The organism is Nocardioides secundeburneus, assembly GCF_039939255.1.
GTDB lineage: Bacteria > Actinomycetota > Actinomycetes > Propionibacteriales > Nocardioidaceae > Nocardioides.
Genome location: NZ_JBDUUE010000005.1, coordinates 39771 through 65511 on the forward strand (window position 1 = coordinate 39771; position 25741 = coordinate 65511).

Here is a 25741-nt window from a genome sequence, read left to right on the forward strand (position 1 = left end):
TAACGGGCGGCTCAGTCACCGCCACCGCCACCGCCCCCGCCGTCACCGCCGCCACCGGAGTCACCGCCCCCGCCGCCGGAGTCGCCGGACCCGGAGTCGCTGGAGCCGGAGTCGTTCGAGCCCGAGTCGAACCAGCCGCCGTGGTCGCGGCGGTCGTCGTCGGAGCCGCCGGTCGTGCTGGTGCCGTAGAACGCGGCGGCGTCGCCACCACCGGAGCCCCGGCCGGCCCCGCGGCGCCGGCCCGACGACCCGGCGACGCCGACCACCAGGGCGACCACCACGAGAGCGACGAGAGCGACGACCACCACCACGACGATGCCTTCCATGCCCGTCGTCTGCCCACCGACGACGGAGTTCACCCCTCAGCAGCCGTGGTTGGCCTGGGCGCAGATGTCGACGAGGTCGAGCGGTCGCGCCGGCGGGCCACCCCGCACCGCCACCGTGGGCGGGCCGTCGGTCGCTGCCCCCGCGTCGGCGGCCTGGTGGACGACGAGCCACCACCGGCGTCCGTCGTCGCCGGCGACCTCGACCGACGACTCCACGGCACCGTCGGGGAAGGTGTAGGTGACCTCGAAGTCGGTGCTGCCCTGCGGCACCACGCCGCCGGCGACGAGGTTGGCGCCGCCCGCGTCGGGGAACTCCGTGCTCAGCTCGTAGGGGTTGCGCTCACCACCGCCCGCGATCGGCTTCGGGTGGTGCACCGTCAGCCGCGCGTCGTGGGTGTCGCACAGCGTGAACTGCGCACCGGAGACGTAGAAGACCGTCGCGCCCCCGTCGTCCTGCAGCACCACCGACCGCTGGGCGCCGGGCAGGACCGCACGGGTCTCGCGGTCGCACCCGGCCGTCCGGTCGGGGGTCTCGGTCGGCTCGGGGGTCTCGGTGGGCTCCGGCGTCGCGGTCTGGTCGGTCTCATCGGACGACGACGGGGTGCCGGCCGGCGCGAGGTCACCGCCGTCGTCGCGGTCGCCACCGCCGAGCGCCACGGCGCCGGCGACGACGACGCCGACCGCCACTGCGGCGGCGACGGGCACGAGCCAGCCGCGTCGCGGACGCCGATGCTCGTCGTGCAGGTGCGAGACCACGCGCTCACGCACGCGGGCCCGGGTGGCGTCGTCCATCGGCTCGTCGGGAGGGATGAGGTCGGGCACGTCAGGCCCCTTCCTGCTCGAGGCGGCGGCGGGCCCGCGAGAGCCGCGAGCGCACCGTGCCGACGGGGACGTCGAGCGCCGCGGCGGCGTCGTCGTAGGACAGGCCGGACCAGACGACGAGGGCGAGCACGTCGCGCTCGCGCTGCGGGAGCCGGTCGACGGCGGCGAGCACCTCGCGCATGCGCTGCTCGTTGTCGAGCCGCTCGACCACCCGCTCGGCGTGGTCGGGCTGGAGGTCGGGCCACGGCGTGCGAGCCACCGCCCGCAGGTGGCGGCGGCGTCCGCGGGTGAGGTTGCGGCACACGTTCGTGGCGACGCCGTAGAGCCACGGCAGGGCCGAGCCGTCGTGCACCCGCACCCGCTGGCGGTGGCGCCAGACCTCGAGGAAGACCGTGCCGGTGGCGTCCTCGGCGTACGCACGGTCGGCGGTGAGCCGGAAGCAGTGGCGGTAGATGCGGTCGGCGTGCCGGTCGTAGAGCTCGGTGAGGGCGTCGCCGTCACCGGCGCGCAGTCGCTGCGCCAGGTCTGCCTCGCTCGTTCGCGTCACGGTGTCCTCCGGTGGGCTCGTACCGTGTCATGTCCGCAGGCGGGACCGGGTTCCCGATCAGGCGGAGAGCGCCGCCTCCGCCGTCGCCCGGCAGCTCTCCTCCCACGGCGTCGGCTTGAGGCCGAGGGCCTGCTCGGTGGCCGTGGAGTCGAGCACGTAGGCCCGCTCGAACATGTAGAGCATGTCGCCGAGCTCGCGGAGGGCCGGCACGAACCGCCCGCCGACCGTGGTCATCGTGCGCGGCCACGAGCGGACCCGGACCGGCTCGCGGCCGGCGGCGCGGCAGACGTCGGCGACGGCCTCGGCCTGGGTGCGCGGCGCGGTGGTCGGGGCGTGCCAGACGCGGCCGTGGGTGCCGGGGTCGGCCGCCACCGCGACGAGGGTGCGCGCCATGTCGCGGACGTCGGTGAACGAGTGCGGCAGGTCGGTGCGGCCGAACATTCGCACGGGCTTGCCGGCCAGGGCCTTCGCGGCGACCATCGGCACGTGCGCCTGGGTGACCCCGGGCCCGACGTAGTCGGAGCCGCGGACCTCGACGGCGCGCAGGCGGCCCGCCTCGTGGGCGGCGCGAGCCTCGGCCCACATGCCGGCGCGCAACCGGCCCTTGCGGTCGGTGGCGACGTCGGGCTGGCCCTCGACCATCGGCGCCTCGACCGGCCCGTAGCCGTAGAGGCTCGACGCCGTCACGAGCACGGCCCCGGTGCGCTCGGCCGCGACCAGGAACGCTGCCGCCACCGGCGGCCACCAGGTCGACCACACGTCGTACGACGGCGGGTTGACGCAGTTGTAGAGCGCCTCCGCGCCCTCCGCCAGGGCGGTCAGCGCGTCGGCGTCGCTGACGTCGAGGACCACCCGACACACACCGGCGAGCTCGGGACCGGCTCCCGACCGGCTCACCAGGACGACCTCCTCGCCCCGGTCGGCGAGCTCCTTAGCCGTGCAGGTGCCCACCGGCCCGGACCCGACCACCACGTGCTTGCTCATCGTCTCCTCCTTCTCGAGATCCAAAGTGAGAGCAGTGCTCTCGTTTCATCGACTGTGCCACGGCGAGCCTCAACAAACAAGAGCACTGCTCTTGTTTGTTGCCAGTGCTCTCGAAACGATGCAGGATCGAGCCATGGCCGACGCACCCCGCACCGCCCGCGCCACCGCCCGAGCCGAGCTGACCCGCGCGATCCTCGACAACGCCGCCGCGCAGCTGGCCGAGATCGGACCGGCAGCCCTGTCCGTGCGCGCGATCGCGCGCGACCTCGGCATGGCGTCGTCCGCGGTCTACCGCTACTTCCCCAGCCGTGACGCCCTCCTGACCGCCCTGATCGTCGAGGCCTACGACGACCTCGGCGAGGCGATCGAGGCGGCCGACGCCGCCGTCCGCCGGCGCAGCGACCTCCGCGGACGTCTCCGCGCGATGGCGCAGGCGCTGCGCACCTGGGCGATCGAGCACCCGCACCAGTACGCCCTCACCTACGGCTCACCCGTGCCCGGCTACGCCGCCCCCACCGACACGGTGGTGCCGGCCACCCGCTCCGCCTTCGCGCTCCTGCGGCTGTTCTCCGACGCCCAGCGGGCCGGACGCCGCCCGCTCGGCCCCGAACGGGTCTTCGCCGCCGAGAAGGCCGCCCTCTCCCCGGTGATGGCCTATGTCGACCCGCCGCTCAGCCCGGCCTACGCCGTGCGCGGGGTCGCGGTGTGGTCGGCCCTGTTCGGGCACGTCTCGCTCGAGCTGTTCGGCCACATGCACAACGGCGTGCTCGACTACGAGACCCACTTCGCCACGCTGGTCGACCTCTACGCCAACGACCTGGGCCTCACGTGAGCCCGCCGGCAGTGCCCCCGACGAGCCTCGCCGAGGGTGATCGGGTCGCCCTCCTCGTGGCGCCGTCGGCGGCCTACCTCGAGGCCGTGCTCTCGCTGCTGGCCCGCGGCGTCGTGCCGATCCCGCTCGACCCGCGGCTGACCGAGCCCGAGCGACGCCGGATCCTCGAGCCGCTCGCGCCCTCCCTCGTCGTCACCGACGACGACACGCTCGCGACGCTGGCGACCGGCGACCGGGGCACGCCGCGTGCGCGGCCCATGCACTGCACCAGTGGCACCACCGGCACCCCGAAGGGCGTGTGGAGCGGCCTGCTCGACGACGCCGACGCCGCGGCGCTCGTCGCCGAGGAGCGCGACCTGTGGGGGTTCTGCGACCGCGACGTCAACCTCGTGCTCAGCCCGCTCTACCACTCGGCTCCCCTGCGCTTCGCGATGGGCACGGTGCTCGCCGGCGGTCGCGTCGTCCTGCCCGGCACCTTCGACCCGGCCGCGACGACGGCCGCGATCGTGGCCGAGCGGCCGACGTCGATGTTCTGCGTGCCGACCCACCTGCAGCGCCTCTTCACGCACTGGGACGACGTCGGCGTGCCCGACCTGTCGTCGTTCCGGCTCGTCGCGCATGCCGGCGCGCCGTGCCCGACCGAGGTGAAGCGGCGTCTCGTCGAGCTGTTCCCCGACGGGTCGACGTGGGAGTTCTACGGCTCGACCGAGGGCCAGTTCACCGCGTGCCGCAGCGAGGAGTGGCTCGCCCGCCCCGGCACCGTCGGGCGGGCCCGGCCGGGGCGCACGCTGGCCGTCGACGACGACGGCACGATCTGGTGCGCCGTCCCGCCGCACGCGCGGTTCGAGTACTTCGGGGCACCCGGGAAGACCGCCGCGGCCTGGCGCCACCGCGACGGGCGCGACTGGTTCACCGTCGGCGACCACGGCCGGCTCGACCACGACGGCTACCTCTACCTCGACGGCCGCCGCGAGGACCTGCTGATCAGCGGCGGCGTCAACGTCTACCCGCTCGAGGTCGAGCAGGTGCTCGGCGAGCACCCCGGCGTCGTCGACGTCGCCGTCTACGGTGTCGACGACCCCGACTGGGGCCAGCGCGTCTGCGCCGCCGTCGTCGGGACGGCGAACGCCGCCGAGCTCGACGCGTGGGCTCGCGCGCGGCTGGCGCCGCCGAAGCGGCCGAAGACCTACCGCTACCTCGACGAGCTGCCGCGCACGCTCACCGGCAAGGTGCGTCGCGACGAGCTCGGCTGACCGGTCAGCGCACCCGGATACAGCGCGACGGGCCCAGGGGTCCGCGGCCGGCGACGTTGACCGCCACCCACCGCACCCGGACGGCTGCAGCGCGCGTGCGCACCGCCGCTGCGGGCCGCCGGCGATCAACCACCGGGGCACGGTAGCGAGCGGTCGAGGACGGCGCCCCACAGCCGCGTACGGTCGCCAGGTGCAGGCGGTAGGTCGAGGCGCCGGGCACAGGGACGCCGACGACGCGCACCAGGTCGCGTCGGGGCGATGCCACCCTGGCGACCCGGACGACGCCCGGCAGGGGCGGCAGCGGCCGGAACCGGGTCTCGGATGACCAGTCGCCCCACGACCAGCCCTTGGCCGAACGCACCCGCGCCGCGTAGAGGTGGCCGTTGACGAGGCCGCCCAGGTCGCGGGCTGTCGCCTCCGCTACTTCGCCTGCCGCGCTCTCAACCGGCGAGAGGACCTCCCACGGGCCCCCTGCAGTGACGTCGCGGACGGCGACCTCGTCGTTCGTCGCCCCGGGCACGCGGGACCACGCCAGGTGCGCCGTCGCGTCGCCGGTGATGACGCGGGCCGTGGCAGCGAGCCCGGGCCCGGGCCACGGCAGTGTGGGCGGGCGCGGCGCGGGTGAGGTGTAGCCCAGCCCGGCGAGGGCGTCGGCGAACGCCGCCGCGACGAGCACCTCGCCCTGGGCGTTGGGATGGGCGGGGTCCCAGGTGTGGGTGCCCCGCTCGAACCCGGCGTCAGTGGTAGCCACGACCACCCTGGACGTCTCGGTGTCGAGGTCGCCCGCGAGCGCGGTGATGCGCTCGTTGAGCTCGGGCACGCCGGGGTACCAGGTCTGCGTGAGCCGGCCGAGCACGACGTCGACGCCGGGGTCGGCGGAACGGGCGCTTGCGACGAAGGCACGGAGGTCATCGGCCACCCGCTGCGGCGAGTGACCGAGGAAGGTGAGGTCGTTGACGCCGAGCATCTCGACCACGACGTCGGGGCGGTAGGTCTCGACCAGGTCGTCGACGGCGAAGTCCTCGCCCAGAAATCCCAGCGTCAGTCCCCAGCGGGCCGCGTGATCGCGGTCGAAAGCGGGATCGGCGTAGGCGCGCGAGCCCTGCCGGTCGGCAATGTTGTCGTACAGGTCGGAGCGCGGCCCGACCAGGTCGACCGCGGCGCCGTCGGCGACCAGGTGCCGCCACAGCCGGTAGCGCCAGGTCCAGTCCCCGGCCGAGCCCTGGGTGACCGAGTCGCCGACCACGAGCACGCGCAGCGGCACGTCGCCCCGCGCGGTCGTCGCGGCCGACGAGCTCGCCGTCGGCGCCACCGCGAGGATCGCCATGACGACCACGACCGCGCAGGCCCACGGGCCGAGCTTGCTCACCGGCCCATCGTAGGAACGACGCACCCCGAGCGTGGCCGAACCGGGAAGGTGGCCGGCCTCAGCCCGCGGGACCGAGGTCGAGGCGCAGCGTCAGGACCTCGCGGGCCGCCACTAGCAGCTGCTCGTCGTCGAGCGGGCGCTCGGCGAGCGGCGGGTCGGGCGGCAGCACGGCGCCGGCGTCGTCCTGCGAGTGCGAGCCCCACGGCAGCTCGTCGGGGTCGATCTCCTCATCGACGGAGGGGTCGTAGGCGGGCACGGCGGTCGACGTCGCGACCGTGGCCTCACGACCACCGTCGACCACGCGGACGGCGGTCACCTCGCCCTGTCGCGAGTCGCGCCACGTGATCAGGGCCCACCGCCCCGACGCGTCGTCGTCGACGACGCAGGTGCGGCCGCGTGCCTCGTGCGGACGCAGGGGGGTCGAGCACGGGTCGGCGTCGACCGTGCGCTGCACGACCACCCCGACGTAGCCGGCGCGACCGTCGAGCCCGACGTCGGCCTGCACCTCCTGACGACCACCCAGGTCGCCGAACGTCAGTCCGGCCATCCGGACCGACGACAACCGGTCGATCAGCTGGACGACCGCTCGCGAGAGGTCCGTGTCCGGGTCGAGAGCCGGCGCCGGTGACGTCGGTGAGGCCGTGGGGTCGGCGGCCGACGACGGGGTGGGGGCCGGCGTCCGGGTCGGTTGCTGCGCGATCTCGGATGCCGGGTCCGGCGGACCCGACCACGTGGCGACGCCGGCCACGAACACCGACGCGGCCACCACAGCGGCAGCGACGACGAGGCCACGGCGTCGGCGCACGCGTCGTCCACCCTCGGCGACGACGGATCGGTGGTCGACCTCGACCGGCACGTCGGTGTCGGCGAGACGACGCAGGTCGTCGACGACCTGCTCGAGCTGATCGGTCATCGCTGGTCTCCTCGGCTGGTGCGGCTGGCGGCGGGCAGGAGGGCGCGCAGGGCCACGAGGCCCCGCGAGGTCTGGCTCTTGACGGTGCCGGCGCTGCAGCCCAGCACCGCGGCGGTCTGCTCGACGTCGAGGTCCTCGAGGTAGCGCAGCACGAGCACCGCGCGCTGTCCGGGTGGCAGGCTCCGCAGGGCGGACACGAGCTCGTCGTGCTCGTGGGCCCGGGCGGCGACGTCCTCGACGACCGGCTCGGGCGGCGCGTCGGCGTCGAAGGTCAGGCGCTCGCGCCGCCAGGGCCGGCGGCCCTCGTCGATGTGCCGGTTGACCAGGCAGCGGTGCACGTAGGCGTCGGGGTCGCCGGCACGCTCGACCTTGCGCCAGTCGACGTAGAGGCTGACCAGCACCGACTGCACGAGGTCCTGCGCGCGGTGCCAGTCGCCGGTGAGGGCGTGCGCCGTGCGCAGCCAGCGGCGCTCGCGGGCCCGCACGAACGGCTCGAAGCCGGCCCGGTGGTCGGTGCTCATGGACCTGTTGACGGAGGTCGGCGTGCGTCAGGTTGTCAGCACGCGAACTGCTTGCGGTAGACCTGGGGGCTGACGCCCCGCGCCCGGGTGAAGTGGTGACGCAGGGTCGCGGCGTTGCCGAAGCCGACCTCGGCGGCGATCTGGTCGACGGAGTTGTCGGTGCGCTCGAGCATCTCCTCGGCCAGCTGCAGCCGTTGTGCGGTCACCCACGCGTGCGGCGTGGTGCCGGTCTCGTCGCGGAAGCGGCGCGCGAACGTGCGCGGCGACATGTGCGCCTGCCGGGCCAGGGTGTCGACGTCGAGGGGCTCGCCGAGGCGTTCGCTCGCCCAGGTGAGCACGGCGCCGAGCGTCTCGGCCTGGTAGTCGACGACCTGGCGGGCGATGAACTGGGCCTGGCCGCCGTCGCGGTGGGGCGGGACGACGATGCGGCGCGCCGTCGACGCCGCCACCCGGGCCCCGAAGCGCTGACGCATCAGGTGCAGCGAGGCGTCGATGCCGGCCGCGCTGCCGGCGCCGGTGAGCACGTTGCCGTCGTGGCAGTAGAGGACGTCGGGGCGCACGATCGCCTTCGGGTAGCGCCGGGCGAGGTGCTCGGTGTAGCGCCAGTGCGTGGTGCACTCGCGGCCGTCGAGCAGGCCGGCCTCGCCGAGGATGTAGGCCGCACCGCAGTGGGCGAAGACCACGGCCCCCCGCTCGTGCGCGGCGCAGGCGGCGTCGAGCACGAGGGGGTCGAAGTCGAGCATCGCGTGGGTGGGCGAGAAGCAGACGAGGTCGGCGTCGAGCGTGGCCTCGAGGCCGTGCTCGACGAACAGGTCGTAGCCGGCGCGGCCCTTGACGCGGCCGGGGCGCGGCGTGCAGACGGTGAAGTCGAAGACCGGGTTGTCGTCGTCGGGGTGATAGGGCTCGCCCCACACCTCGACGAGGGAGCCGAGCCCGAACGGCTCGGCGTGGTCCTGGACGACGACGGCGACCTTGTGCACCTCAGGAGGCTACGCCGAGCGTGGCAGAAAATCGAGCCATACCGTCATACCTGCCACTCGCGGCAGGATCGCGACGGGAGCAGAATTACTGCCATGACCTTCCTCCTCATCCTCCTCGCCGTCGCCGTCGTCGCCATCGGCGCCACGGTCCGCTCCGTCCTCCACGACGCGCCCACCGCGCGTCCGACCTCCCACCGCGTCGACACCGACTTCGTGGCGCCGGCCAGCCGCGCGTCGTACCACCGCGCCGCGTGACCCGGGCCCGGCCGGGCCCCAGCCACGCCCCAGCCACGCCCGCCACTCGTCGACACCCTCGGAGACGCCGAAGGCCCGGCCCCCTCGTGGGGACCGGGTCTTCGTGCTGTGTCGGGCGGCGTCGTGCCGGGCCCGGCGACCGGTGCAGGCTCCTCAGGCCCGACGCAGGCGGAAGGGCGCACTGTCGTCACCTCGGACCGTCGTGGCGACGCCGTCCCACTGGAGCCGGAACCGACCGGAGCGCGGTCCCCGGTACGTGACTGCGACAGCCCCATCCTTGCCGTCACGTGTCGTGACGACGTTGACCCAGCGGCCGCTCACGTGACGCTGGAGCCGAATCCGGTGGTTCTTCGACGGTCGCACACCCCCTGTGGCACGAAGCGACCCGCGGACCTCCCACCCGCGGTCGACCTTGAGCACCCTCCGGACGCTCAACGTGCTCGCAGCTCGCACCGTGAACGTGTCCGAGGCGCGGGCGTATCCGATCTCGGCGTAGTCGGCGTCGTAGAACGTGACCTCGGCTTCAACCCGATGGCGCCCGAAGGCATCGATGTAGAAGCAGGCGAAGAGGGCGTCGAAGCCCTCACTCGCGCCGCTGGAGTCGACGGTCGTCGAGTTGGCGTACTCGCCGGCGGGACCCGTCACGTCGATCTCGGCCTCCCACCGCGCGTAGTCGGCCGGACCCGACACCGAGATCGATCCCGCGACGTCGTAGCAGCCGTCGGTCCGAGAGACGAAGTCCTTCACCGACACTCGCGCGGACTCCGCTCGTTGCTGCGCGGACGCCGGGGCGCCGGTGACGACCGGCTGGAGCGCCAGGGCGAGCAGGGTGAAGCCGGTGACGGCGTGCAGAGCTGTCGAGCGCATGCTGATTCCTCGAGTTCGAACGGGCAGCTCGAGTACCGAGGACCCGAGCGATGTCATGCGGACCGGCGTGAGCGAGATTTCGACTCCACGACGGTGCTACGCGAGACCAACGGTAGGCCGAGACCGTCGACTCGTCTCGGTAACGCCGGTTTCGATGATCGCGGACGACCCACGCGGCATTCCGACAGCACGAAGGCCCGGCCCCTTCGCGGGGACCGGGCCTTCGTGCTGTCGTGCCAAGTCGTGCCTGGCGGTGGGTGCTACCTGCGGATCAGTTGCCGCCGGTGAGCTTCTCGCGGAGCGCCTGCAGCGCCTCGTCGGAGGCGAGCGAACCGCCGTCGCCCTCGCCCGCACCGGCGTCGCCGCCCGAGGAGTAGGACGTGGCCTCGCCGGCCTCGGCGTCGGCCTGCTTGGCGTCGGCCTGCTGCTTGACGTGCGCCTCCCAGCGGGCGTGCGCCTTGGCGTACTGGTCCTCCCAGGTCGCGCGCTGCTCGTCGAAGCCCTCGAGCCACTCGCCCGTCTCGGGGTCGAAGCCCTCGGGGTAGACGTAGTTGCCCTGCTCGTCGTAGGTCGCCGCCATGCCGTACAGCGTGGGGTCGAACTCCTCGACGTCGGTCGCGGTCGCGGTCTCGTTGGCCTGCTTGAGCGACAACGAGATGCGGCGACGCTCGAGGTCGATGTCGATGATCTTGACCATGACGTCGTCGCTGACCTGCACGACCTGTTCCGGGATCTCCACGTGGCGCTCGGCCAGCTCGGAGATGTGCACCAGGCCCTCGATGCCCTCCTCGACGCGGACGAACGAGCCGAAGGGCACCAGCTTGGTGACCTTGCCCGGCACGATCTGGCCGATCTGGTGGGTGCGGGCGAAGTGCTGCCACGGGTCTTCCTGCGTGGCCTTGAGCGACAGCGAGACGCGCTCGCGGTCCATGTCGACGTCGAGCACCTCGACGGTGACCTCGTCGCCCACGGTGACGACCTCGGACGGGTGGTCGATGTGCTTCCACGACAGCTCGGAGACGTGGACCAGGCCGTCGACGCCGCCGAGGTCGACGAACGCGCCGAAGTTGACGATCGAGGACACGACGCCCTTGCGGATCTGGCCCTTCTGCAGCTGGGTGAGGAAGCCGTGGCGGACCTCGGACTGGGTCTGCTCGAGCCAGGCGCGGCGCGAGAGGACCACGTTGTTGCGGTTCTTGTCGAGCTCGATGATCTTCGCCTCGAGCGTCTGGCCGACGTAGGGCTGCAGGTCGCGCACGCGGCGCATCTCGACCAGCGAGGCCGGCAGGAAGCCGCGGAGACCGATGTCGAGGATGAGGCCACCCTTGACGACCTCGATGACGGTGCCCTCGACGACGCCGTCCTCCTCCTTGACCTGCTCGATGGTGCCCCAGGCGCGCTCGTACTGGGCGCGCTTCTTGGACAGGATCAGGCGGCCTTCCTTGTCCTCCTTCTGGAGGACGAGGGCCTCGACCTTGTCGCCGACGGAGACGACCTCGGACGGGTCGACGTCGTGCTTGATCGACAGCTCGCGCGAGGGGATGACGCCCTCGGTCTTGTAGCCGATGTCGAGGAGGACCTCGTCGCGGTCGACCTTGACGATGGTGCCGTCGACGATGTCGCCGTCGTTGAAGTACTTGATGGTCTGGTCGATGGCGGCCAGGAAGTCTTCCTCGGACCCGATGTCGTTGATCGCGACCTGCGGGGCGTCGAGGTGGTAGTCGGTGATGAGAGTCAAGGGATGTGTTCCTAGGGGTGGACAGAAGTCGTGGCGGCACGCCCGAGGTCCGGTTTCGCAGAGGCGACCACCGCTATGGTGGTCGGACGGCGAGCCAGGTCCGCTCTGGTGGGACGTCGGCAGACCTCTGGCGCAGTATGTGACTCTACGCCGGAGCGCCGACCGTGTCGAAACGGGCGGTCACCCGCTCCCGGAGCAGGTCGTGGGCGCGCTTCGCGACCGGGTTCTCGTCGCGTCGGGCGGCGAGGTCGACCAGGGCCCACAGGTCGGCCGCGCGGGCCAGGGCGAGTGCCTCGTCGGGCGGGGTGCCGCGGCGCTCCGCGTACGCCGAGAGCACGCCCTCGACGTAGGCCGGCTGCCGCTCGAAGCGCAGCACGTTGCCGAGGTCGGTGAACGGGTGGCCGGCGTGGGCGAACTCCCAGTCGACCAGTCCGGTGACGGCGAGCGTCTCGGGGTCGACCAGGAGGTTCTTCGGGTTCAGGTCGCTGTGCACCAGGCACGTGCGGTCGACGGTGTCGAGCAGCGCCTGGGCCTCCCGGGCCAGGTCGACCAGGCCGTCGCGCTCGGCGACGGCCCAGTGCTCCAGACGGGCCAGGTGCGCCTCGACGTAGCCGGGCAGGCCGTCGGGCAGGTCGAACGGCTCGATGCGCAGGCCGGGGCCGACGAGCTCGCCCGGCCGCAGCACCGGCATGCCGCCGAGGGTGGCGACCAGCTCGCCGACGTGGCGGCCCAGCCGGGCCAGGCGGGCGTCGTCCAGGTCGGGGAGCAGGAGGTCGCCACGCACGCCGGGAAGGTAGGAGGTGACCAGGAGCGCCGGCAGGTCGCCGGACGGCGCCCGCACCTCGAGCACCTCGGGCACCGGCACGAGACCACGGACCAGGCGCAGCAGGGCGGCGTCGACCTCGGCGCGCTCGGGACGCCGGGCGTGCACGCGGACCACCTGCCGCTCCCCCGCGACCGAGGCCACGAAGGTCTCGCCGGACCAACCCCCGGGCAGCGGCTCCATCGACGCGAAGTCCACCGGCCCACCGTAGGTCACGGCTACCGTAATCCCGTGAGCACCGCCGTCGTCCGCGCCGACCCGACGACCCTGTCCGCGACGCGCGCCGAGGCGGTCGACGGGCTGCACCGCGCCGTCGGCCCGTCGAGCGACCTCGCCGGCCGGCTGCCGGGCGGTCGACGTCGCACGCCGGCCCTGTCGTCGTGAGCGCGCGCGAGCCCGACCCGTTCGCGCCCGACTCGCGCCACCACCCGCCGCTGCCGGCCTCGGTGCGCTCCGAGCGCCGGACGGTCACCGAGGAGGAGTCGCGGCGTGCCAACGGGCCCGACTGGGACCACTACGCCGACGAGTACCAGGCCACGCACGGCGCCTTCCTCGGCGACGCCGGGTTCGTCTGGGGACCCGAGGGGCTGACCGAGGCCGACGCCGGCGTGCTCGGCGACGTGTCCGGACGCCGGGTCCTCGAGCTCGGGTCGGGCGCGGGCCAGTGCTCGCGCTGGGTGCAGGAGCACGGTGGGCACGCGGTCGGCCTCGACCTGTCCCTCCGTCAGCTGCAGCACGGCCTGCGCATCGACGTCGAGACCGGCGTCGCCGTCCCGTCGGTGCAGGCGACGGCCACGGCCCTGCCCTTCATCGACGACGCCTTCGACGTCGTCTTCTGCAGCTTCGGTGCGCTGCAGTTCGTCGCCGACATCGAGGTCTGCGTGGCCGAGGTCGCCCGCGTGCTCCGATCCGGCGGACGCTTCGTCTTCTCGATCACCCACCCCACGCGGTGGGCCTTCCCTGACGACCCCGGCGAGGCGGGCCTCGTCGCGAGCCAGTCCTACTGGGACCGCACGCCCTACGTCGAGGTCGACGACGACACCGGTGCGGTGACCTACGTCGAGCACCACCGCACGCTCGGCGACTGGGTCGCCCTGCTGACCGCCGCCGGGTTCGCGCTCACGACCCTGCTCGAGCCGGAGTGGCCCGAGGGCCACGACCGCGTGTGGGGCGGCTGGTCGTCGGTGCGCGGACGGTACCTGCCCGGCACGGCGGTGCTCGGCGCCGACCTCAGACGCTGACCGGCTCGCGCTCGTCGTCGCGGGCGTGGGCCCCGTCTCCGCGACGCTTGCCACGACCGAGCAGCACCAGCGCGCCGCCCGCGGCGAGGAGCAGCGCACCGCCGGCGAAGCCGACGATCGGCATGGTCTTCGTGACGAGGTCGACCTTGGCGATGTTGCTCTCGGCCTCGTCGACGTTGGCGGCGACCTGGTCGTCGGTGAAGGCGGCCTGCAGGTCGAGCGCGACCGTGCCGTCCTCGAGCACGCGCTGCTGGTCCTGGGTCTGGCGGATGAAGGCGCCGGTGACAGGGTCGACCCAGGTGTCGACCTGGTTGCTGTAGGTACCCACGGTGTCGGTCGGCGGCACCACCTTGGCCGATTCGTCGCTGATGGTCATCGAGAAGTGGTAGGTCTCGAGACCGTCGATCGTCTCGGTGCCGACGTACTCGGCCGGCCACGACCGCTCGGTGATGCCGTCCCAGAGCGGGTAGGTCTTCTTCTGGGTGTCGAACGGGAACTTGTTGACCAGGCCCTCCTGCTGGGGCCCGCGGAACTCGTCGTCGATGATGCCGGGCTCGTCGACGGCGAGGGCGGTCTTGCGGTCGGTGACGAACCGGTCGGGCGTGCCGATGGTGAGCACGTCGGGGTCGTCGGGATCGGCGCAGAAGTCGACGTCGACGCTGTCGGCGAACATCACGCACTGGGTGGAGACGAAGACCGCCGTGCCCTCGTGGTCGGCGGAGGTCTCGCTGTCGACCTGCGTGATGCTCTCGATCGCGATGGGCTGCGGGTCGGCGCCGAGGCGCGAGGCCTCACCGGTGAGGTAGGTCGTGGTGTCGACGTCGAGCGGCGTCTGCTTGACGACGCCCGGCGCCCACGTCACCGTCACGACGCCGACGGCCAGCAGCGCGGCCCCGATCGCGAGCAGCACGAAACCGATGTTCTTGCGCATCTGATCCCCTCCCAAGGACACACCCGTCCGCAGACGGGAGCCGCACCCTCCCAAGTAACGGCCGTCACACCCTACCAACGAGTAGCCCCGTGTGCGGCAATCCGCACGAAGGCGTCGTCGCGTGGGAACATCGGGCGGTGTCGACGACGACGGGGCGCACCGGTTTCACCGATCGCGAGCTGGTGCTCGGCGCGGTGCTCAGCCTGGTCGCCGTCCACGTCGCCGTCCGGGTGTGGATGCTGTGGCCGTCGTTCTTCTACGGCGACGACTTCGTCCTCCTCGGCGAGGCGGCACGGGCCGGAGCATCCCCCGGCGCCCTCGTCGAGCCCTACGCCGGGCAGTTCATGCCGCTCGGTCGGCTGCTCGCCTGGGTGGTCTCCGACGCCGGGCCGCTGTCGTGGCACACCGCTGCGCTCTCGATCGTCGTGCTGGTGGCGCTGGCCGACCTGGCGTGCGCGTGGATGCTGCTCGAGCTGTTCGGGCGCCGCTGGGGCGTGCTCCTGCCCCTCACGGCCTACCTGACCACCGCCGTCCTGCTGCCGGCGACGATGTGGTGGGCCGCGGCCCTCAACCAGCTGCCCCTGCAAGCGGTCCTGTTCGCCGCCGTCGCCGCATGGGTCCGCTACCTGCGCACTGGTCGCGCGCGGTGGTGGGTCCTCGCGTGCGCGGTCGTCGGCCTCGGGCTGCTGGCCTACGTCAAGACGCTGCTCGTGGTCGGGGTGCTGGCCTGGCTGACCCTGGCCCACTTCGCCACGGGCGGCGCGCGCGATCGCGTGCGCGCCGTCGTCCGGCAGCACTGGCGACCGGCTCTCGTGCTCGTCGTCGGCGCGGCGGCCTTCGTAACCTGGTACCTCGTCGCGGTCCCCTCCATCGTCTCGCGCGGTGCGCCCGTGGCGGCCGACCTGGCGGGCTCGATGCTGGGGCGGGCGCTGCCCACCGGGCTGGTCGGCGGCCCGTGGCGCTGGGACGCCGTCATCGCCCCGGCCGCGCTCGCCGACCCACCGGCCTGGAGCGTGGCGCTGGCGTGGGTCGTCCTCGGGGGCGCCGCCGTCGCCCTGGCCCTGCGGCGTCGGCGCACCGGCCGGGTGTGGGCCCTGCTGCTGGGCTACGCCGGCGTGGCCTACCTGCTCGTCCTCGCCACGCGCGCACCGGTGGCCGGCGGCGTGATCGGCCTGGAGTACCGCTACCTCACCGACGTCGCCGCGGTCGCCGCCCTGTGCCTGGGCCTGGCCACCCTGCCGGTGCGCGGCGCCGCCGAGCCCACCGAACCGCGCCCCGCGCCGCGCCTGCGGCTGCCCGACTCCGTCACGAGGAGGACGCCGGCCGTGGTCGGAGCGGTGCTGGCCGTCTCCGGGCTGGTCAGCTCGGTGGGCTACGCCCGGATCTGGCACACCGACCACCCCGCGCACGCCTGGTTCGAACGGGTCGACTACGACCTGCACGACCGGGGCGACGTCGACGTCGCCGACGCACCCGTGCCCGAGCCGGTGGTCTCGGCCCTGTTCTCACCGTGGGACACCCTCTCCAGGCTGCTGCCGCAGGCCGGCTACGACGTCTCCTTCCCCCAGGTCAGCACACGCATCGCCCACGTCGACGGCTTCGGCCGCGTCTCGCAGGGCGTCGTCGACCCGGTGGTCGTGGGGGTGCCTGGCCCGGAGGAGGGGTGCGGCTACCGCCTCGGACGCGGTGCTCGCGCGGTGCGGTCGGTGACCGTGCCGTTCGAGCGCGAGGTGCCGCCGGGCGTCTACTGGCTGCGGATCGGCTATCTCGCCTCCAGCGCCGAGACACTCACGGTGAGCGCCGGTGCCGCGAGCGGCCGCGCCGAGGTCAGCACGGGTCTGGGTAGCGTGTTCGTCGACCTCGCCCACGGCGCCGCCGAGGTGACGATCAGCGTCGTGGGCGATGCGACCGTGTGCATCGGCGACGTCGACGCCGGCCCGCTCGAGGAAGGACCCGACTGGTGAGCACCACGACGGACGACGCCAGGTCCGAGCAGGGTGGCCCCGGGGACGAGGTCGCCGGGTCGGCCCCCGGTGAGGTCCACGACGTCACGTTCCCGGCGCTCGACACGCTGCGCGCGGTCGGTGCGGTCGCGGTGCTCACCACGCACGTCGCCTTCTGGGCCGGCGACTACACGGTGGCCGGGTGGTGGGGCACCCTGCTGGCCCGGCTCGACGTCGGCGTGGCCCTGTTCTTCGTGCTGTCGGGCTTCCTGCTCTCGCGGCCGTGGCTGGCCCGCGCTCTCGACCGCCGCCCCGCGCCGGCCACGGGGCGCTACCTGTGGAAGCGCCTGCTGCGCATCGCGCCGCTCTACCTCCTCACCTGCGTGCTCGCACTGAGCCTGATCGGCGACAACGCCGGACGCACGCCGGGTGAGTGGGTGGCCACGCTCCTGCTGCTCGACACGCTCACCGACGCCCCCGACCCGGCTGGTCTGACCCACATGTGGAGCCTGGCCGTGGAGGTCAGCTACTACCTGGTGCTGCCGCTGCTGATGTGGGTCGCGCTGGGTCGCCGCCGGTTCCGGCTGGGCCGTCTGGTCGCCGTGCTCGTCGCGCTGGTCGCGCTGACGTGCTGGTGGCACCTCGACGGCGCCGGCCGGGTCGCCGAGGTCACCCCCGGCAACCAGCTGCAGTGGCTGCCGGCCTACCTGTCGTGGTTCGCGCTGGGCATCGCGATCGCCGCCGTCCACGAGCTGCAGGTCCGCGGTCTCCACCAGCGGTGGACCGCGCCGGTCGTCGCCCTCGGGCGCCAGCCCGGCGCCTGCTGGGCACTCGCAGCGGGGCTGCTCCTGCTGTGCGCGACGCCGCTCGCCGGGCCCTCGATGCTCGCCCCGGCCACGCCGGCCGAGTCGCTGACCAAGTCGCTGGTCTACGCAGCGATCGGCGGACTCGTCGTCGTCACCGGGGTCTGGGCGCCGTCCGGCGGTGCCTACCTGCGCGTGATGGCCCACCCGGCCGCGCGCCACCTCGGCGTCATCTCCTACGGTCTGTTCGCGCTGCACCTGCCGGTGCTGCACCTGGTCATGCACGTCACGGGATGGACGCTCTTCGAGGTCGACCTGCTGCCGCTGTGGCTGCTCACCCTGCTCGTGAGCCTCGTCGTCGCCGAGGCGGCCTACCGGCTGGTCGAGCGACCCGCGCTGCGGCTGAAGAACCTGCGCCTCGGTCGCCCCGGCAGGTAGCGCACGCCCCCCGGCTCCCACGCCAGCACCAGCACCGAGACGAGCGGCACCAGCGCGAGGTAGTGCGGCCACGAGGAGTCACCGGCCCAGCCGTCGGCGCTCCCCCACGGCGTCACGAGGTAGGGCAGCGTCGCCACGAGGCACGGCAGGGCGAGCAGCAACGCCGCCGCGTCGACCAGCCAGCGGTCGAGGGCCCACGCCACGAGGGCGGCCAGCGCCGCCACGCCCACCCCGGCCCACCCGGCGACCAGGCCGGCCACCACGACCACCGCCGCCGCGACCACGGGCACCCGGGCCCGCGCGGGAGCGAGCGGCGGGTGGTCGGGGCCGGCCCAGCGGCGCCGGGTCAGCAGCAGCGCGGCACCGAGCGCCAGCAGCGCCAGGACGCCGGCCACCAGGCCCAGGCGGTACGTGGTGTCCGGCGCGTAGACGACCTCGACCGCGCGCGCCTCGCGCTCCTCGTCGAGCACGAAGCCCTGCTGCCAGCCGTCGACGACGAGAGGCGCCGGGTCGGTGCCGTCGGTGCGTGCCGTCCAGCCCGGGTTGGTGTTCTCGTGGACCGTGACCAGCCGGGCCCCGCCGTCGACCTCGACCCGGCGGCGCGTCGGCCCGTCGGTGCTGAGGGCGGCGTCGTCGCTCGAGCCGCTCGCCTCGACGCCCGCGTCCACCGCGTCGCGGGTCAGGACGACGGAGTCGGCGTCGAAGGTCCGGGAACCGAGGACGTCGACGTCGGTCTCCCCGGCGTCGAGCGTGACGCGGGTCGGACCGGCCCCGCAGGTCTCGGCCGGGACCGGCACGCCGCGGGCCAGCTGCAGGGGCGAGGCACTGACCCGCGTCGGGACCGTGTCGGCACCGACGCGCAGGTCGGGCCCGCTGCCGCACGGCAGGTCGAGCGGGTCCGCCGACAGGCCCAGCGGCAGGTAGGGCAGCCCGTCGAGGGTGAGCTCGCTGATGCCCACCGGGACCCGCCGCGACTGGGCGGCGAAGTCGAGGTCGTTGACCGGCTCGGCCTGCAGCACCCGCAGGCGCAGCCGCTTGGTGGTGACGGCGGGGAACCGTGCCCGGCCGTCGACCACGTCGACCTCGGTGCGCCCACCCGGCCAGCTCAGGCCCAGCCGGGTGGGGGCCGCAGCGGGCGTGTCGGGGTCGGTCTCGAGCGTGAGCCCGCTGATGCGTCGTCGGTCGAACCAACGCACGGTGAGCACCGGCTGCTGGTCGTCGACGCCGGCGACCCAGGTGGTCCCGGGGTCGCCGTCGACCGCAGCCAGGGCACCGGCCCGCGGGTCGTCGACCGGGGCGGACGACGCGGCGACCAGCACCGCCTGCCCGGTCAGGGCGAGCCGGTCGAGCGCCCCGCCGGCGCGGGGCAGCACCTGCAGGCGGGCCTCGTAGTCGTCGCGGTCGTTCGAGGAGACGGTGCGGCGCAGGTCGGACCGCTCCTCGCCCGGGACGGCGAGCCCGGCCGAGCAGGCGACGGTGAGGGCCACGGTGGTGCACCCGGTGCGGGCGTCGCGCGCGGTTCGCAGCACGACCGCGTCGGGAGCGCCCCACGTCGCGGGCAGGGCGGGCAGGGCCAGGCGGCGCTCGACGTCGACGCCGGGCAGGACGACCTCGGCCAGGGAGAGCAGACCGCCGCTGCTGCTGCCGTCCTCGACACGGATCCAGCTGCTCGGGCCGGTCGGCAGCGGCACCGTGCGGCGGTCGCCCGCGGCGAGCCGGACCCGCTCCGAGGTACCTGCGGCGGTCACGACGCGCACCGACTGGTTGACCGTGGCCGCCCGCCCTCCGACGAGGGTGACGCGGTCGGGCAGCTCGGTGTCGAGGTCGAGGCGCCACCAGGCCGCGCCCGACTGGCCGGCGCTCGACGTCCACGCCGTCGTCGGGTCGCGGTCGAGCGCCGCCACGGGCATCTCGCCCGGGCGCGCCCCGCCGGGGTTGGTCGGGTCGGACGCCGACGACGAGGCGCTCAACGAGACGGCGCCGTCGAGACGGACGGTGGTGCGCCACGACCCGTCGGCCTCGTCCGGCCCGATGCCGTAGTCGGCGGTGGGATTCGTCGTCCGGCGCTCGTAGCCCGGGTCGCGGGTCGGGCCGTACCCGTCGTGGACGCGCGCGAACTGCCGCTCGCGGTCGCGCAACCCGTCGGTCAGCACGACCCGTCCGCCCGGCACGGCGTCGAGGTCGCCGTCGGGCACGTCGGGCCCGAGCACCGCGGGCTCGTCGCCGACGACGTCGAGGGCGGTGAGGTCGAGAAGGTCCTCGGGGCCGCCGACCACGACCGTGGCCTCGGCCGCCGTGCTCGCGGCGGTGCCGCCGACCTCGTACACCTCCACGGCGGAGTAGCTCGCCTGCCGGCCCGAGTTGACCACGAGCCGGCCGAGGTCGGTGTCGACGTGCGCGTCACCGCCGACCTGGGGCCCGAACCCGGCGACGCGGACCAGGCCCGGTGACGCCGCGATGGCCTGGTGGACCACGACCGGGTCGGGCACGTCGCTCGAGGTGGCCAGGTCGTTGCGCACCACGAGGTGCTCGACGCCCGCGCGGCGCAGGTAGTCGGTGAGCGCGGCGGAGCCGTCGCCCTGCGCGAGCCGGCGCTCGACCTCGTCGAGCATGCGGATGTTGCCCGGCGGCGCGAGCGGGATCACGTTGCGCACCGCCCAGCGCGAGCCGGCCAGCCACTGCATCGGCTCGTCGCGCGGTGCGCCCCACACGTAGGACCCGAACGCCGAGCCGGGCACGACGAGCGCGACGCCGCCCTCGGACTCGGCGTCGAGGAAGGCCGCCGTCTCACCCCAGTAGTCGGGCACGGCCAGGAGCGCGCCGGCCGGCTCGATGCGCGCCTGGACCGCCGGCAGCGCGGCGCCGACGACGGCCACCACCGTCATGGCGGTGAAGGCGACCCGCTCCAGCCGCGGGCGCCCCCGGGCGTCGTCCGGCGCGCGGTCGCCCCGCACCCGGTCGCCCAGCACCCGGTCGAGGGCCCACGCGAGCCCGAGCACCAGCGGGAGCCGGAGGACGGGGTCGAACTTGTGCACGTTGCGGACCGGCGACAACACGCCGTCGAGCAGCGTGCGGACATCGATGGCGAACCAGCCGTCGACGGCTCCGACGTGGCCGAGCGTGACCATGAGGACCCCGACGCACACGCCCAGGCCGAGGAAGCGTCGGTGCGGGTTCGACCGGTCGAGGAGTCCGATGAACCCGACGAGCAGCACGACGCCGCTGTTGACGGCCAGGTAGCCGGTGGTGATGAGGTCGTTGCCGGCCCGGCTGGCGGGGTCGATGTAGGGCACCCAGTTCGAGGTGCCGCGCAGCGTGTCGACCAGCGTCGTCGGGAAGGTGGTGACGGCACCGGTCTCGATGAAGTCGAGGAACGGCGGACTGTAGCGGCCGAGGAGCACGAGCGGCACCAGCCACCACAGCGTGCCGAGCGCGGTGAAGGCCGGCCACCACACCAGCAACGAGCGGCGCCGGGGGCCTGCCGTGCGTGTCAGCACCCACAGCGCGCCGAGCGGGATCACCGCGAAGGTGGCGGCGGCGTTGACCCCGCCCACCATGGCGATCGCCAGCGCCGACAGGGCGGCCGCACGCCGGGGCGAACCGCGGGTCGCGCCGACCACGAGCGGCAGGAGCATCCACGGGGCCACGGCCGAGGGCCACGCCTCGATGCTGATCGGGCCGAGGGTGGTCAGCATCCGCGGTGACAGGGCGTAGGCGGTCGCCGCGACCAGGCAGGCGGCGTCGGAGCGGACGCCGAGCGCGCGCGCCAGGCGCGCCGTCCCGACGAACGCGACGCAGAGCACCAGCGCCTGCCAGGCACGCTGGACGGCCCAGTCGGGAGCGCTCAGCAGGTCGCCGAGCACGAAGAAGGGGCCCATGGGCCACAGGTAGCCGTAGGCCTGGTTCTGCACCTGCCCGAAGGCGCCCTCGGCGTCCCACAGGTGGAGCGCGCGGGACAGGAACTCGCCGGGCGCGGCCACCAGGTCGAACTTGGTGTCGGCCACCAGGAAGCCGGGGTCCTGCACGAACGCGAGCCCGACCAGGAGGGCGCACCCGGCGGCCAGCCGCAGACGGCTGATCGGACGCGGCCCCCTCTCGGCCCCGATCGGCTCGGCGACGGCGGCGCTCACCGCTTGCGCAGGACGACGACGAGGTTCCAGGTCACCAGCTCGCGCAGCACGGGCACCCGCACGACCCACCGGGCCCACCGGGGGTGGTAGCGCGGCAGCAGCGCGACCAGCTCGACGTCGGGCTGCTCGGCCCGGCGACGCGCCCAGCCCACCCCCGCCGCGACGGTGACGGCGAACAGCGACTCGCCGTACCTGTTCTTCGGCTCCCGGCCATGGGTGCGCCGGTAGCGCCGGCGGGCCCGGGCCCCGCCCAGGTAGTGCCACGGAGCGGTCTCGTGACCACCCCACGGGCCCCACCACACCGTGTAGCTGAGGAAGACCAGCCCGCCGGACCGGGTCACGCGCACCATCTCCTCGGCCATGCGCCACGGGTCGGGCACGTGCTCGAGCACGTTGGAGGAGTAGCACACGTCGAGGCAGGCGTCGCGGAACGGCAGCTGCAGCCCACTGCCCACGACCGTGCCCGCGGCGATGCGGCCGAGTCCGGCGAGCTCGCCGACGTCGGCGTCGAGTGCCCAGTACGTGGCACCCGCGGCCTGGAACGCGTCGCGGAAGTAGCCGGGGCCTCCACCCACGTCGAGCAGCACGGCGTCGCGCAGGCCGTCGGCGCCCAGGTAGGACGACAGCTGGCCGACGGAGTCGTCGGCCAGCGCGCGGTAGAAGCGGTCGGGGTCGGGCTGCTCGTAGCGGAAGTCGTCGAGCAGGCGGATCGAGCGCCGCAGGTCGGCGCGCCACCGGCTCGGGCTCACTGCGACGTCGTCACCCGGCACGCGAGAAGTCTGGCCGCTCGGCGGTGACGTCGCCGGGACGGCTCGCCGCGGCGGGCTCGACGAGGCGGTCTGCCGGGGCCGCCTCGATCGTCGAGGCGACGACCTGGGCGAAGGCCTGCTGAGCGTGCGGCCACGAGTAGGTGTGGCTCATCACGCGGGCGCCCTCGGCCAGCCGGGCCCGCTCGGCGGCGTCGGCCAGGAGCCGGCGGGTGGCCTCGAGCAGGCCCTGCTCGTCGTCGACGAGCAGGCCCGAGCGGCCGTCGTCGATGGACTCGCACACCCCGCCGGCCGAGGCGTAGGCGATGGTCGGGGTGCCGTGCATGCCGGCCTCGCCGATGACCAGGCCCCAGCCCTCCTTGAGCGACGGCATCAGGTGCAGCCAGGACTGCTCGTAGACCTCGTGCTTGCGCGCCTCGTCGACGTGACCCTCGAACACGACGGTGTCGCCGGCTCCGACGCGCTCGGCGTGGGCGCGCAGCTCGTCGTCCCACCAGCCGCCGCCGACGACGTGCAGCCGCAGACCGGGGTGCTCGTCGCGGAGCGCGACGGCGACGTCGATGGCGTGCTCGACCTGCTTGTGCGGGACGAGCCGGCCGACGGTGGCCAGCATGGGCGACGGTGACGTGCCCGAGGCCATCGGGACGACGGTGTCGGTGCCGTTGTGCACCACCGCGACCCGCTCGGCGTCGACCCCGTGCTGGGCGAGCTCGGCTCGGGTCGCGGCCGACACGGCGACGTACTGGTTGCGCCGGTAGAACCACGGCGCCAGGCGCCGTTCGATCCACCAGCCGACGCGGCCGACGAGTCCGGGGTAGACCACGGGCCACTGCTCGCGGTGCACGTGGTGCACGAGCACGACGACCGGGGCCGAGGTGGCCCGGCGGCTGAAGAACGGCAGGCCGTTCTGGACGTCGACGACCAGGTCGGGCTCGCGACCGTCGGGGCCGTGGAGGTCGCCGCGCCGCAGCGCGCGCACACCCTCGAGGTAGACCGTCGTCTTGCTGCCACGCCGGACGAAGCGGATGCCGTCACGCACCTCGTGCGCGGGCGCCGCGTCGTGAGCGGCACTGAAGACCGTCACCGAGCACCCGCGTGCCACCAGACCCTCGGCGATGCGCTCGAGGTACAGCTCCGCTCCCCCACCTTCGGGGTTGCTGGTGTCGCGCCAGCTCAGGAAGACGACGTGGCGTCCCTCGAGCGCGGGCAACGGCCCCAGGTCGGGCTGTGGTGCCTGGTGGCGGTGCGGCTCGGTGGAGCGCACCGCCGGCACGTCAGTTGGCCCCGTAGGTGACGATGTCGCTGGTCTGGGCGTTGACGCTGACGGGGTTCTTCGCCGGGTCCGGCGGTGCCGTCTGGCTCTGGACGATGCCCACCACCGTCGTGGTGGCGACCACGCCTCCGATGAGCAGGCTTCCGAATGCTGCGACCAGCGATCCCACGATGTTCCTCCCTGAACCTCGCGACAAAAACGTCGTGTCCCTCCCCAGGAACGTGACGATGTTACCAGCGAGTGGCCTTCGTCACTGCATTCCGTGCCACCTGGTTACTCACGAGTTGCGTCGCCGTCGCGCCGCTCGAAGGCCGAGGAGCAGGCCCAGGAGCGGACCCGCCGCGTAGGCCGCCCAGGCCAGCACGGCCGCCCCGACCCAGGACCGCGGCACCCGACGCGGCTCGGGCGCGTCGAGGGAGACGACCCGCACCGCGCCGTCGTCGAGCAGCACCCGCCCGGCCACGTCGGGCGCGTCGCCGGCGTCGGCCTCGGTGACGACGACCCCGAAGCCCAGAGCGGCCAGCACCCGGGCCCGCGCCTGGGCCGTCGGCGCGGCCAGGGCTGCACCGGCCTCGTCGACGAGCGGGTCCTCCCCGTCGAGCGTGGTGGTGCCGACGACGAGGCGGTCGCTGGCGACGACGTCCTGCACGAGCCAGCGGGGCATGGGGTCGAGCACCGGCCGGCGCCCGTTCCACCCCGGCGCGCGATAGGTCGTCAACGGCAGCACCAGGGCGTCCCCCGGCACCCCCGCGGCGGCGGCGCGCGCCGCTGCGTAGGAGGCCGGGTACTCGACCGGCTGGAGCCGGCCGCCCAGGCCGAGCGCGGCGTCGGGCATCAGCATCACCGGCAGCAGGGTCAGCCCCGCGCCCAGCACCAGGCGGGGGGCGGCGTCGGTCGTGCGGGCGGCCACCAGAGCGGTCAGCCGCCCGGCCGCGTGCCCGGCCAGCGCCGCGAGCAACGGGGCGCACATCACCAGCGAGCGTGCGCCGTCACGCAGCAGGCCGCCGCCGGGCACGGAGCCGGCCAGCGCGGCCACCACCCCCGTCGCGGCCCACGTCGTCAGGGCCAGGGCCAGCCCGACCACCCACGGGACGACGAGGCCGAGGCCGTCGCGTCGTCCGGTCGCGCGCCACCAGCCACGCACGGCGAGCAGGAGCGAGAGCGCCAGGATCAGACCGACCCAGGCCAGGACGCCGTCACGGCTCGGCAGCACCACCTGGCTGTTCCACGTGCCGCCGAGCACGAGGGCCTCCAGCGGCGCCGGCAGTGCCCCGTGCCCGTGGAGAGCGAAGACCTCGGCGCCGGCGCGGTCGGAGGTCGCGTCTCTCACGTGCAGCAGACCGGTGACGACCCATGGAGCGTTCGCGGCCACGAGGAGCGCCGCCGCCCGCGTCGTCGTCGCGCGGGGCCCGGCCACCGCCGCCACCAGCACCACGGCGGTCGCGACGCCGGCCGAGGCCGACAGGCTCGCCAACGGCACGACGACGAGCAGCGCGGCCGGCACCCGCCCCGTCTCGCGCCAGCGCCGGCCGAGCAGCACGACCCACGGCAGCAGACCGTGCGCGACCATCACCGGCCACGCGCCGAGCAGCAGGCGCTCGGCCACGAACGGCGTCCACTGGTAGACCGACACCGCCACCAGCCGAGCCATCAGGCTCTGCCCCGGCACCAGCCGAGCCGCGCCCGTGCCGCCGGCCACGAGCGAGCCCAGCAGGACCAGCTTCTGCAGCAGTGCGCCCGGCACCGCCTCGTCGAGGAGGGCGACCACGGCGTCCGAGGGCACCGCCCGGGGCAACCCGCTGCCGAGCCCCCAGGCGTCGGGACGCACCGCCAGGTCGGGCACCCAGACCATGTCGTAGGTCAGCACGAAGCCACGACCGAGCGCCGGGCCGAGCAGCAGCGCGGCCAGCACCAGCGACCACACGACGGGCGCCCAGGTCGACGCTCGTTGCCTCACACCGGCGATCCAAGCACCACGACGGCGC

24 protein-coding genes are annotated in these 25741 nt (G+C 74.1%); 7 read left to right on the forward strand and 17 right to left on the reverse strand.

Translation table 11 applies throughout. The features are described 5' to 3' along the window. Positions 1 to 11 precede the first annotated feature (11 nt). From ABFT23_RS13935 to ABFT23_RS13950, 4 genes are read right to left on the reverse strand one after another with little or no spacing between them, the layout of a single operon-like run. A complete protein-coding gene (locus ABFT23_RS13935; protein ID WP_347896154.1) occupies positions 12 to 326 on the reverse strand; it encodes a hypothetical protein in 315 nt (104 codons plus the stop codon). 36 nt (positions 327 to 362) lie between these two features. Then, on the reverse strand, positions 363 to 1148 hold the full coding sequence (locus tag ABFT23_RS13940) for a hypothetical protein (RefSeq protein WP_347896156.1): 786 nt from the start codon (positions 1146 to 1148) through the stop codon (positions 363 to 365). 1 nt (position 1149) lies between these two features. Continuing rightward, positions 1150 to 1695 (reverse strand): RNA polymerase sigma factor, encoded by a 546-nt coding sequence (locus ABFT23_RS13945; protein WP_347896158.1) that lies wholly within the window; start codon positions 1693 to 1695, stop codon positions 1150 to 1152. Between the two features lie 57 nt (positions 1696 to 1752). After that, a complete protein-coding gene (locus tag ABFT23_RS13950) occupies positions 1753 to 2679 on the reverse strand; it encodes an NAD-dependent epimerase/dehydratase family protein (protein WP_347896159.1) in 927 nt (308 codons plus the stop codon). A 133-nt stretch (positions 2680 to 2812) separates the two neighbouring features. On the opposite strand from ABFT23_RS13950, the gene ABFT23_RS13955 reads away from it, so the two are divergent. Then, complete coding sequence (locus ABFT23_RS13955; protein WP_347896161.1) at positions 2813 to 3511, forward strand: TetR/AcrR family transcriptional regulator; 699 nt, start codon at positions 2813 to 2815, stop codon at positions 3509 to 3511. 11 nt (positions 3512 to 3522) lie between these two features. After that, positions 3523 to 4764 carry a class I adenylate-forming enzyme family protein gene (locus ABFT23_RS13960; RefSeq protein WP_347896163.1) on the forward strand — a complete coding sequence of 414 codons (1242 nt, stop codon included), beginning with the start codon at positions 3523 to 3525 and terminating at the stop codon, positions 4762 to 4764. 4 nt (positions 4765 to 4768) lie between these two features. Here the strand turns inward: ABFT23_RS13960 and ABFT23_RS13965 are convergent, their stop codons facing one another. Genes ABFT23_RS13965 through ABFT23_RS13980 form a run of 4 tightly spaced genes read right to left on the reverse strand, consistent with a single transcriptional unit; the run spans position 4769 to position 8547 of the window. Then, positions 4769 to 6133: a GDSL-type esterase/lipase family protein gene (locus ABFT23_RS13965; RefSeq protein ID WP_347896165.1), complete on the reverse strand. Its 1365-nt coding sequence runs from the start codon at positions 6131 to 6133 to the stop codon at positions 4769 to 4771. Between the two features lie 58 nt (positions 6134 to 6191). After that, entirely contained in the window at positions 6192 to 7046 is an 855-nt protein-coding gene (locus ABFT23_RS13970) for a hypothetical protein (protein ID WP_347896166.1), read from the reverse strand. Continuing rightward, the gene (locus ABFT23_RS13975; RefSeq protein WP_347896168.1) at positions 7043 to 7567 is read right to left on the reverse strand and encodes a SigE family RNA polymerase sigma factor; all 525 of its coding nucleotides are present in this window, start codon (positions 7565 to 7567) and stop codon (positions 7043 to 7045) included. The genes ABFT23_RS13970 and ABFT23_RS13975 overlap by 4 nt, the downstream gene beginning before the upstream one ends. Before the next feature lie 35 nt (positions 7568 to 7602). Beyond that, positions 7603 to 8547 carry a GlxA family transcriptional regulator gene (locus tag ABFT23_RS13980; RefSeq protein WP_347896170.1) on the reverse strand — a complete coding sequence of 315 codons (945 nt, stop codon included), beginning with the start codon at positions 8545 to 8547 and terminating at the stop codon, positions 7603 to 7605. 93 nt (positions 8548 to 8640) lie between these two features. On the opposite strand from ABFT23_RS13980, the gene ABFT23_RS13985 reads away from it, so the two are divergent. Beyond that, positions 8641 to 8802, forward strand: coding sequence for a hypothetical protein (locus ABFT23_RS13985; protein ID WP_347896172.1), 162 nt, complete (start codon positions 8641 to 8643; stop codon positions 8800 to 8802). A 153-nt stretch (positions 8803 to 8955) separates the two neighbouring features. Here ABFT23_RS13985 and ABFT23_RS13990 read toward each other — a convergent pair whose 3' ends face one another. From ABFT23_RS13990 to ABFT23_RS14000, 3 genes are all read right to left on the reverse strand, one after another. Further along, positions 8956 to 9726: a hypothetical protein gene (locus ABFT23_RS13990; protein ID WP_347896174.1), complete on the reverse strand. Its 771-nt coding sequence runs from the start codon at positions 9724 to 9726 to the stop codon at positions 8956 to 8958. A gap of 214 nt (positions 9727 to 9940) precedes the next feature. Continuing rightward, positions 9941 to 11407 (reverse strand): 30S ribosomal protein S1, encoded by a 1467-nt coding sequence (gene rpsA / locus ABFT23_RS13995; RefSeq protein WP_347896176.1) that lies wholly within the window; start codon positions 11405 to 11407, stop codon positions 9941 to 9943. Between the two features lie 145 nt (positions 11408 to 11552). Next, entirely contained in the window at positions 11553 to 12428 is an 876-nt protein-coding gene (locus tag ABFT23_RS14000; RefSeq protein ID WP_347896178.1) for a phosphotransferase family protein, read from the reverse strand. Positions 12429 to 12461: 33 nt separating this feature from the next. Here ABFT23_RS14000 and ABFT23_RS14005 point away from each other — a divergent pair, with 33 nt between their 5' ends. Both ABFT23_RS14005 and ABFT23_RS14010 read left to right on the forward strand, forming a co-directional pair. Beyond that, positions 12462 to 12614: a hypothetical protein gene (locus ABFT23_RS14005; protein WP_347896180.1), complete on the forward strand. Its 153-nt coding sequence runs from the start codon at positions 12462 to 12464 to the stop codon at positions 12612 to 12614. Continuing rightward, positions 12611 to 13471 carry a class I SAM-dependent methyltransferase gene (locus tag ABFT23_RS14010; protein WP_347896182.1) on the forward strand — a complete coding sequence of 287 codons (861 nt, stop codon included), beginning with the start codon at positions 12611 to 12613 and terminating at the stop codon, positions 13469 to 13471. The genes ABFT23_RS14005 and ABFT23_RS14010 overlap by 4 nt, the downstream gene beginning before the upstream one ends. On the opposite strand, the gene ABFT23_RS14015 is transcribed toward ABFT23_RS14010, so the two are convergent. Next, positions 13461 to 14402, reverse strand: coding sequence for a DUF3068 domain-containing protein (locus ABFT23_RS14015; protein ID WP_347896183.1), 942 nt, complete (start codon positions 14400 to 14402; stop codon positions 13461 to 13463). The genes ABFT23_RS14010 and ABFT23_RS14015 overlap by 11 nt on opposite strands. Before the next feature lie 137 nt (positions 14403 to 14539). On the opposite strand from ABFT23_RS14015, the gene ABFT23_RS14020 reads away from it, so the two are divergent. Continuing rightward, positions 14540 to 16366 (forward strand): hypothetical protein, encoded by a 1827-nt coding sequence (locus ABFT23_RS14020; RefSeq protein ID WP_347896185.1) that lies wholly within the window; start codon positions 14540 to 14542, stop codon positions 16364 to 16366. Beyond that, positions 16363 to 17586 (forward strand): acyltransferase family protein, encoded by a 1224-nt coding sequence (locus ABFT23_RS14025; protein ID WP_347896187.1) that lies wholly within the window; start codon positions 16363 to 16365, stop codon positions 17584 to 17586. Before ABFT23_RS14020 ends, ABFT23_RS14025 begins: the two co-directional genes overlap by 4 nt. Here the strand turns inward: ABFT23_RS14025 and ABFT23_RS14030 are convergent. The 5 genes from ABFT23_RS14030 to ABFT23_RS14050 all read right to left on the reverse strand — a co-directional run bounded on the left by ABFT23_RS14030 (position 17520) and on the right by ABFT23_RS14050 (position 25713). Beyond that, on the reverse strand, positions 17520 to 21716 hold the full coding sequence (locus ABFT23_RS14030; protein ID WP_347896189.1) for a DUF3367 domain-containing protein: 4197 nt from the start codon (positions 21714 to 21716) through the stop codon (positions 17520 to 17522). The two genes, ABFT23_RS14025 and ABFT23_RS14030, sit on opposite strands and share 67 nt — an antisense overlap. Further along, on the reverse strand, positions 21713 to 22486 hold the full coding sequence (locus ABFT23_RS14035) for a class I SAM-dependent methyltransferase (RefSeq protein WP_347896191.1): 774 nt from the start codon (positions 22484 to 22486) through the stop codon (positions 21713 to 21715). Before ABFT23_RS14035 ends, ABFT23_RS14030 begins: the two co-directional genes overlap by 4 nt. Continuing rightward, positions 22476 to 23747, reverse strand: coding sequence for a glycosyltransferase family 4 protein (locus ABFT23_RS14040; RefSeq protein WP_347896193.1), 1272 nt, complete (start codon positions 23745 to 23747; stop codon positions 22476 to 22478). Before ABFT23_RS14040 ends, ABFT23_RS14035 begins: the two co-directional genes overlap by 11 nt. Before the next feature lie 10 nt (positions 23748 to 23757). Beyond that, positions 23758 to 23880: a hypothetical protein gene (locus ABFT23_RS14045; RefSeq protein WP_347896195.1), complete on the reverse strand. Its 123-nt coding sequence runs from the start codon at positions 23878 to 23880 to the stop codon at positions 23758 to 23760. 153 nt (positions 23881 to 24033) lie between these two features. Next, a complete protein-coding gene (locus tag ABFT23_RS14050; RefSeq protein WP_347896196.1) occupies positions 24034 to 25713 on the reverse strand; it encodes a hypothetical protein in 1680 nt (559 codons plus the stop codon). Positions 25714 to 25741 lie beyond the last annotated feature (28 nt).

Excerpts from the sequence above, each read along its gene's own strand:
- ABFT23_RS13950 (WP_347896159.1), bottom strand. The coding sequence starts at position 2,679 with ATGAGCAAGCACGTGGTGGTCGGGTCCGGGCCGGTGGGCACCTGCACG.
- ABFT23_RS13990 (WP_347896174.1), bottom strand. The coding sequence starts at position 9,726 with ATGACATCGCTCGGGTCCTCGGTACTCGAGCTGCCCGTTCGAACTCGA.
- ABFT23_RS13985 (WP_347896172.1), top strand. The coding sequence starts at position 8,641 with ATGACCTTCCTCCTCATCCTCCTCGCCGTCGCCGTCGTCGCCATCGGC.
- ABFT23_RS13935 (WP_347896154.1), bottom strand. The coding sequence starts at position 326 with ATGGAAGGCATCGTCGTGGTGGTGGTCGTCGCTCTCGTCGCTCTCGTG.
- ABFT23_RS14015 (WP_347896183.1), bottom strand. The coding sequence starts at position 14,402 with ATGCGCAAGAACATCGGTTTCGTGCTGCTCGCGATCGGGGCCGCGCTG.
- ABFT23_RS13975 (WP_347896168.1), bottom strand. The coding sequence starts at position 7,567 with ATGAGCACCGACCACCGGGCCGGCTTCGAGCCGTTCGTGCGGGCCCGC.
- ABFT23_RS13955 (WP_347896161.1), top strand. The coding sequence starts at position 2,813 with ATGGCCGACGCACCCCGCACCGCCCGCGCCACCGCCCGAGCCGAGCTG.
- ABFT23_RS13970 (WP_347896166.1), bottom strand. The coding sequence starts at position 7,046 with ATGACCGATCAGCTCGAGCAGGTCGTCGACGACCTGCGTCGTCTCGCC.